The following is a 7,890-nucleotide window of genomic DNA, read 5'->3' on the forward strand; positions in this document are numbered from 1 at the left end:
CGATGGATACGGACACGGACGTCCTGGTGGTCGGAGCCGGGATCGCCGGACTCACCACCGCGGCGCGGCTGTTGGCGCTAGGCCTGCGGGTGACCGTGGTCGAGCGGGAGGCCGAGGTCCGGGCGGCGGGGGCGGGCATCATGCTGCACCCCAACGCGCTGGCCCACCTGGACCACCTCGGCCCGGAGCTGTACGCCACCGGCACCGGGATCGTCCGCCAGGTCACCACCGACCCCGACGGCACCGCCACCACCCTGGACTGGGCGGAGGTCTGGGGCGGCACCCGGCTGCCGCTGGCGGTGCAGCGCATCCGGCTGGCGGAGCTGATGCTCCGTCACCTCCCGGCGGGCACCGTCCGCTGGTCGGCCGAACCGGTCGCCCTGCACCAGCACCCCGGCCACGTGGACGTGGAGTTCGCCGACGGGGAGCGCGGCCGGTACGGCGTGGTGATCGGTGCGGACGGGGTCAACTCCCGGGTCCGCCGGACCGAGGTGGACCCGTCGGCCGCACCCCGGTACCTCGGCCACGTCTACTGGCGCACCACGGTGCCCTCGCTGGCGCCGTTCGACTTCGACGACTGGCGGATCTGGCGGGCCGGCGGCCACTTCTTCGGCGGCATGCCGATCGGGGGCGGGCGCCACCACGTCTTCCTCCAGGCCGACCTGGAGCACCCGGTCCGGGTGCCCGAGGACCTGGCCTACGCCGAGATGGCCGCGTTGGCGGCGACGATGGGCCCGCAGGTGACCGCGCTGGTCGCGGCGCTCGACCCGGCCGGCGCGTACAACGTCCGCCCGGCCCTCGGCCTGGGCGTGCAGCGCTGGGTGAACGGGCGGGTCGCGCTGCTCGGGGACTCGGCGCACTCCTTCTCGCCCGCCACCACCCAGGGCGGTGCGATGGCGATCGAGGACAGCGCGGTGCTGGCCGAGGAGTTCGCCCGCTCCGGCCCCGGCCCCCGGGCCCTGGCCGACTACGAGGCCCGGCGGCTGCCCCGGGTCCGGGACTTCTCCCGGCTGGCCCGGCTGCACGGCGTGCTCTCCTCCAGCGTCCAGCACGGCCTCGCCCCGGCGGTGGCGCCCGGCGCCGCGCCGCGCCCGGCACCGAGCCCGACCGCCTGGTTCCGGCGGCTGTACCGCCCGCTGATGGAGACGGCCTGACGGCCGCTCACCCCCGCCTTCCGTCCGTCCCAGCCCAGAGGAGAGCCCGATGACCGGCCCGTCCGGCCAGCCCGCCAGCATGATCGCCGGAGCGGTGCGCCCGCTCGACGCCCACAGCACCGTCGAACTGATCCGCCGTCAGGCGGTGCGGCGCGGCGACGCCACCGCCCTGGTGCACGGGGACCGCAGCTGGAGCTACGCCGAGCTGTGGCGGTGGAGCGCCGCGCTCGCCGACCTGCTCGCGGAGGCCGGCGTCACCCCCGGCAGCCGGGTGCTGCTCTGGGCCGACCGCACCCCGGCCACGGTGGCCGCCGCGCTCGCGGTGATGAGCCTGCGCGCCGCTTACGTGCCGCTCGACCCGGTCTTCCCGGCCCAACGGGTGCGGGCCGTGGTCGAGGCCGCCGACCCGGTCCTGCTGCTGCACGACTCGGCGGCGGCGACCATCGGCCCGCCCGAGGTCGCGGTGCCCGCCGTGGACCTGGCAGCCCTGCCCGCCCTCGGCGGCGCCCCGCGCGAGCGTCTGCTGCCGGAGCGTCCGTTGCCAGAGCCCGGCGACCCGGCCTACGTGATCTTCACCTCCGGCTCGACCGGCGCCCCCAAGGGCGTGGTGATCGAGCACGGCTCGCTCGCCAACTACGTGCAGTGGTGCGGATCGGTCACCGGCCTGGCGGCCGGAGCGGGCAGCCCGCTCTTCGGCAGCCTCGGCTTCGACCACGCGATCACCTCGCTCTGGCCGGCCCTGGCCCACGGCAGCCGGCTCACCCTGTTCGCCGGGGTCTGGGACCAGCAGGCGCTCTTCGAGGGCGCCGGGCAGCCGTACGAGCTGCTCAAGGTGACCCCCTCGCACCTGCGCTTCTTCGAGCGGACCGCCCGGCCCGACTACCGCCGCACCACCCGGCTGCTGATGTTCGGCGGCGAGGCGCTGGACCCGGCCCTGATCACCGGGATCGGCGAACGCCTGGACGGCGTACGCCTGATGAACCACTACGGGCCGACCGAGGCCACCGTCGGCTGCTGCTTCAACCTCTTCGACCCGGCCGCCGTCCAGGGGCTGCCGAGCGTGCCGATCGGCCGCCCGATCTGGAACACCCGGGCCTACCTGGTGGACGATCAGCTCCGCCCCGCCCGGCCGGGGGAGGCGGCCGAACTGGTCATCGCCGGGGCCGGCGTGGCGGCCGGCTACCTGGGCCGCCCGGAGGCCGGGAGCAGCTTCCTGGACGAGGCCGAGCTGGGCGGCCCGGCCGGCCGGGCCTACCGGACCGGTGACCGGGTCGAGCTGCTGGCCGACGGGAAGCTGCTCTACCTCGGCCGCGGCGACAGCCAGTTCAAGGTCAGCGGCTACCGGATCGAGCTGGGGGAGCTGCGGCGGCACACCCTCACGGTGCCCGGGGTGGCGGACGTCGCCTTCGGCGTGCTGCCCGGCGCGGTGGAGAGCCTGGAGGCGCTGCTGGTGCTGGCGCCCGGCGCGGCCGGCTCGCCCGAGGCGGAGCAGGGCGCCGTCCGCGCGGTGCGCGCCTCGCTGGCGGCGGCGCTGCCCGCAGCCCTGGTGCCGCGCCGGATGCGGGTGGTCCCGGAGCTGGTCCTCAACGCCAACGGCAAGTGCGACCTCGCGGCGACCCGGGCCGCCGCTGCCACCCTCCGTACGGAACAGGAGATCTGATGCCCACACAGCTGTACCTCTCCGCCATCGCGGTCGAACTCGGTGACCCCGTGCCGCTGGCCGAGCTCTCCGGCGACCCCGCGCTCACCGAACGGCTCCCGGCCCTGGCCGAGGGCGGGATGGTGCACTGCCGGGTCTCCGGGAGGACGGTGACCGAGCTCGCCGCGGCTGCCGCCCGGGCCTCGCTGGCCGGCGCCGACGGCGGCCCGGTGGACGCCGTCGTCCATACCACCGACTCGCCCTACGAGCAGACCGCCACCAAGGACCTCTGGCAGCTGCTCGCCGCGGCCGGCCTGCCGCAGGTCCCCGGCGTGGTGGTCGGCGGCAGCGCCTCGGCGAACCTCGCGCCCGCCCTGCGCACCGCCCACGGCCTGCTGGCCGCGGAGCAGTTGGGCGCCGTCCTGGTGGTCACCGCCGACCGGATCACCGACGCCACCCGCTACCAGCCGGTCGGGGTCACGGTGCTCAGCGACGGAGCGGCCGCCTGCCTGGTGAGCGCCGAGCCGCTCGGCCCCGGGTACCGGCTGCTGGCGTCCGCGACCGTGGTCCAGGCGGACGCCGAGGAGGTCAGCAACTCGATCAAGGCGGCCAGTCTGGTCCGGGACGGCGTCACCAGGGCCCGGGCCGAGCTGGACCGGCGGCTGGCCGAACCCGGCCGCCCGTTCCGCCACCTGGTGACCGGTCACTACAGCCTGGCCACCCGCACCTTCCTGTCCCGGCTCTGCGGCGTGGACCTGACGACCGGTCACGTGCCGGAGGTGGCCGGGGTGGGGCACGCCTTCTCGGTGGACCTGCTCGCCGGGCTCGCCGCGATCCAGCGGCAGAAGCTGGTGGACCCGGGGGACCGCGTGCTGGTGCTCGCGACCAGCCCGCGCTCCTGGTCGCTGCTGGCCTTCGAGTACACCGAAGGATGACCGGCCCCGTCCTGGTGCGCCACGTCGACCTCGACGCCTGCGGCGACGGCCCGGCCCAGCGGCTCCTGCTCGACCAGGAGGAGCTGGCCGCGCTGGGCCGGATCGCCGTGCCGCGCACCGCGGTCCGGTACGTCGCGGCGCACGCCGCGCTCCGGCTCACGGTGGCCCGGTTCTGCGGCGTCCCGCCGCGCCGGGTCCGCTGGGGCCGGGGCCCGAACGGCCGCCCGCTGCTGCTGGCGCCGGACCCGGAGGTCCGGGCGAGCCTGAGCCACGCGGGCGGCCGCGCCCTGATCGCGGTGGCCCGGGGCCGGGACATCGGGGTCGACCTCGAGGACGGCGGTGCCCCGGCGGTGCTCCCGTCCGCACTGCACGGGACGGCCTTCGGCCCGGGCGGCTTCCGGGCGGCCTGGACCAGGATGGAGGCCTGCGTGAAGGCCTCGGGCGGCCGGCTCACCGACGGGGTGGACCTGCTGCGGGAGCCGCCCGGCGTGGTCCGCGCCGGCCGCGGGCCGCTGGCCGGAACGGTCTGGTACGTCCGGGAGTTGACCGCCCCGCCCGGCTGCGCGGCAGCCCTCGCGGCGGTCGGCCCGGACCCGGTCGCGGTGGACTCCGCCGCGTTCCGGCCGCCGTCCGACTGGCAGCCTGCGGCGGCGCCTGCGGCTCCGGCCCCTACCCGGCCGCGAGGAAGCCGGTGACCAGGTCGGTGAAGCGCTCGGGCTCCTCCACCCAGGGCCGGTGGCCGGAGCGGTCCAGCACCTCCAGCCGGGCGTTCGGGTAGCAGGCAGCGGCCGCCCGCGCGGGGGCTGTGCCGATCATGCCGTCGGAGGCCCCGGCCAGCACCAGGACCGGTACCCGCACCGCGGCCAGCCGGGCCAGCCGCTCCTCCCGGGTGCCGGAGGTGGCCGCGCCGGCGTAGAAGGCCTCGCGCAGCCAGGTGTGCGGGGAAGCGTGCTCGGGGCGGTGCTCGGCCTGCCGGGCCTCGTCCCAGTGGTGCCAGAAGAAGGGCGTGATCCGCCGTTGCAGGGCGGCCAGTTCGGTCCCGGTACGGCCGCCGGCCGTGATCAGCCGGTCCGCCTCGGCGGCGTCCGGGTACCACGGCTCGGCCGAGCGCGCGGCCCGCAGCTCCGCCAGCTCCCGCTCGTCCGGCTCCCGCGAGACCCGCCCCACCGGGGCGACCAGCACCAGCCGCCGCACCCGCTCGGGGTACGCGGCCGCGTACTCCTGGGCGGTCAGGCAGCCGGCCGAGTGCCCCAGCACGTCCACCTGCTCCAGCCCCAGCCACCGCCGGACCGCCTCGACGTCCCCGGCCTGTGCGGTGAAGGCCACCGTCCCCCGGTCGGCCGGCACCGCCGACCGGCCCGAGGCCCGGGCGTCCAGCAGCACCAGCTGCCGTCCCGCCGCGAGCCCTCCCAGGTCGCCGAGGTAGCGCAGGTCCATCCCCGGCCCGCCGGGCAGGACCACCAACGGCGGTCCCTCGCCCAGGAGTTCGTACCAGAGCTCGGTCCCGTCAAACGCAGTGATCGTCGGCATGGCCAGACCCTCGCACAGCCGGCCGCCGGACGGTACCAGTGGTCCAGACCTTGGAACGCCGCACCGCCCCAACTCGCGTGAATCCGGGCATAACTGTCGCGGCTTCACCGGCGTGGCTTCATCGGCGGCGGGGAGTGCTGCTCCCGTCCGGCCCTCACCGCGAGCCGGTCCGGCGGGGCGCTCCAGTAGAGTCGTGAACCGTGAAGATCGCACTGATGGACTCCGGAATCGGCCTGCTCGCCGCGGCAGCGGCCCTGCGGCGGCTGCGCCCCGACGCCGACCTGGTGCTCTCCTCCGACCCGGACGGGATGCCCTGGGGCCCCCGGACGCCCGAGGACCTCAGTGAGCACGCGCTGGCCTGCGCCCGGGCCGCCGCCGAGCTGGAGCCGGACGCCCTGGTGGTCGCCTGCAACACCGCCTCGGTGCACGCGCTGGACGCGATCAGGGCCGAGCTGGAGCCGCGGCTGCCGGTGATCGGCACCGTCCCGGCGATCAAGCCCGCCGCCGCGCGGGGCGGCCGGGTGGCGATCTGGGCCACCCCCGCGACCACCGGGAGCCCGTACCAGCGGGGCCTGATCCGGGAGTTCGGCGGTACGGCCGAGATCACCGAGGTGGCCTGCCCGGGCCTGGCCGACGCGGTCGAGCGGGCCGACGCGGCGGACATCGCCGCCGCCGTGGCCGACGCGGCCTCCCGCACCCCGGCGGGCACGGAGGCGCTGGTGCTCGGCTGCACCCACTACGAGCTGGTGGAGGATCAGATCCGCGCCGCCGTCGCCGCCGCCGGGTCGCACCCGCTCTTCCTCGGCTCGGCCGACGCGGTCGCCGCCCAGGCGCTGCGCCGGGTCGCCCCCGGCACCCCCGAGGGCGGGGGCACCCTGACGGTGCTGCACACCGGCCGCACCGCCGTCCTGACGCCCGCCGCCCTGAGCTACCCGGAAGGCCGGCTGCTGGCGGCGGTCGCCCCGGCGCGCTGACCCGGCGTCAGCTCCCGGGAACCTCCTTGCGCAGGTCGGGGGTGGTGCCTATCCTCATCGCAACGCGTCGAAGGAGACGAGTAGCCGAGGACCCACGCGAGCAGAGAGAGCCGCCGGAAGCTGTGAAGGCGGCCTCGCGTCCGAAGTGAAGACCCTCCCGAGCGCGGGGAGGAACGGCCCGCCAGGGCCCAATGCCCCGCCGGCCCGCCCCCGTCACCGGGCGACTCGAGGCCGCCCCGAGCGGGGCGGCGAAAGTGCGGTGGTACCGCGAGCACCCTTCTCGCCCGCACTCCCAAGGGATCATGACGACAGCCACGGAGGCTGCGATGATCCACCCCACGAGCCCTGCCACGAGCACGGGCCGAACACTCTGCACCGACCTCCCCCGCCACCTGGACGGCCTCGTCACGGTCTCCGGCTGGGTGCACGCCCTCCGGCTCCAGCGCGCCATGCAGTTCCTGGTGCTGCGCGACCACACGGGCCAGGTCCAGGTCACCCACCGCCGCGACGGCGGCGAGCTGGAGGCCGTCCTCGACTCCCTCACCCCCGAGTCCGCCGTACGGATCACCGGCCGGGTGGTGACGGCCGCTCAGGTGAAGCTCGGCGGCCTGGAGATCGTCCCCGAGCGGGTCGAGGTGCTCGGCCGGGCCGAGACCCCGCTGCCCGTCGACGACCGGACCGGTTCCGAGCAGCGGCTCGACTGGCGCTTCCTGGACGTCCGCCGCCGGGCCGCCGCCCAGCTCCTGTTCGCCGTGCAGACCACCTTCGAGCAGGCCGTCCGCGAGTACGCGGTGGCCGAGGGCTGCACCGAGATGCACACCCCCAAGCTGATGGGCTCGGCCTCCGAGTCCGGTGCCGAGGTGTTCGAGGTCGGGTACTTCGACCGCTCCGCCTACCTGGCCCAGTCGCCGCAGTTCTACAAGCAGATGGCGGTGGCCGCCGGGATCGACCGGGTGCTGGAGATCGGGCCGGTCTTCCGGGCCGAGCCCTCGCACACCTCCCGGCACGCCACCGAGTTCACCGGCCTGGACGTCGAGCTGGCCTGGACCGACGGGGTCGAGGACGTGATGGCCTTCGAGGAGGCGATGCTGGCCCACGCGGTCGGCCGGGTCGCCGAGGCGCACGGGGAGACGGTCCGCGAGGTCTTCGGCGTGGAGGTGGTGGTCCCTCAGGTCCCGTTCCCCCGGCTGACCATGGCCGAGGCCCAGGAGGTGCTGCGGGCCGGCGGCTGGGACCCGGAGGGCCAGAAGCAGGACCTCGACCCCGAGGGCGAGCGGCGGATCGCCGCGTACGCGCGGGAGCGTTTCGGCCACGAGTTCCTCTTCGTCACCCACTACCCGGCGGCGATCCGGCCGTTCTACCACCGGCGTCCTGAGGGGCGGCCCGACCTGACGCTCAGCTTCGACCTGCTCTGGAAGGGGCTGGAGGTCACCACGGGGGCCCAGCGCGAGCACCGCTCGGAGGTGCTGCTGGCGCAGGCGGCGGAGAAGGGGATGGAGACCGCCCCGATGCGGGAGTACCTGGACGTCTTCCGCTTCGGCTGCCCGCCGCACGGCGGCTTCGGCGCCGGGCTGGCCCGGCTGCTGATGGTGATGCTGGGCCTGGAGTCGATCCGCGAGGCGGTCTTCCTGTTCCGGGGGCCGAACAGGCTCACCCCC

7 protein-coding genes are annotated in these 7,890 nt (G+C 76.0%); 6 read left to right on the top strand and 1 reads right to left on the bottom strand.

Going from position 1 to position 7,890, the window contains the following annotated elements; all coding sequences use genetic code 11:
- Window positions 1-2: 2 nt before the first annotated feature.
- The 4 genes from ACZ6ZR_RS21775 to ACZ6ZR_RS21790 are packed head-to-tail and all read left to right on the top strand — an operon-like array spanning window position 3 to window position 4,423.
- Entirely contained in the window at window positions 3-1,154 is a 1,152-nt protein-coding gene (locus ACZ6ZR_RS21775; RefSeq protein ID WP_465644645.1) for an FAD-dependent oxidoreductase, read from the top strand.
- Window positions 1,155-1,203: 49 nt separating this feature from the next.
- Window positions 1,204-2,814 carry an amino acid adenylation domain-containing protein gene (locus ACZ6ZR_RS21780; protein ID WP_465644647.1) on the top strand — a complete coding sequence of 537 codons (1,611 nt, stop codon included), beginning with the start codon at window positions 1,204-1,206 and terminating at the stop codon, window positions 2,812-2,814.
- Window positions 2,814-3,728, top strand: coding sequence for a beta-ketoacyl-[acyl-carrier-protein] synthase family protein (locus ACZ6ZR_RS21785; protein ID WP_465644649.1), 915 nt, complete (start codon window positions 2,814-2,816; stop codon window positions 3,726-3,728). Before ACZ6ZR_RS21780 ends, ACZ6ZR_RS21785 begins: the two co-directional genes overlap by 1 nt.
- Window positions 3,725-4,423 (top strand): 4'-phosphopantetheinyl transferase family protein, encoded by a 699-nt coding sequence (locus ACZ6ZR_RS21790; RefSeq protein WP_465644651.1) that lies wholly within the window; start codon window positions 3,725-3,727, stop codon window positions 4,421-4,423. The genes ACZ6ZR_RS21785 and ACZ6ZR_RS21790 overlap by 4 nt, the downstream gene beginning before the upstream one ends.
- On the opposite strand, the gene ACZ6ZR_RS21795 is transcribed toward ACZ6ZR_RS21790, so the two are convergent.
- A complete protein-coding gene (locus ACZ6ZR_RS21795) occupies window positions 4,398-5,258 on the bottom strand; it encodes an alpha/beta fold hydrolase (RefSeq protein ID WP_465644653.1) in 861 nt (286 codons plus the stop codon). The two genes, ACZ6ZR_RS21790 and ACZ6ZR_RS21795, sit on opposite strands and share 26 nt — an antisense overlap.
- A 200-nt stretch (window positions 5,259-5,458) precedes the next feature.
- Between ACZ6ZR_RS21795 and ACZ6ZR_RS21800 the strand changes: the two genes are divergently transcribed.
- Window positions 5,459-6,232, top strand: a complete 774-nt coding sequence (locus tag ACZ6ZR_RS21800; RefSeq protein ID WP_465644655.1) for a glutamate racemase — start codon at window positions 5,459-5,461, stop codon at window positions 6,230-6,232.
- Between the two features lie 326 nt (window positions 6,233-6,558).
- A partial coding sequence (gene aspS / locus ACZ6ZR_RS21805; RefSeq protein WP_465644657.1) for an aspartate--tRNA(Asn) ligase occupies window positions 6,559-7,890 on the top strand: 1,332 nt, incomplete at its 3' end.

The organism is Kitasatospora sp. NPDC088742, assembly GCF_055584905.1.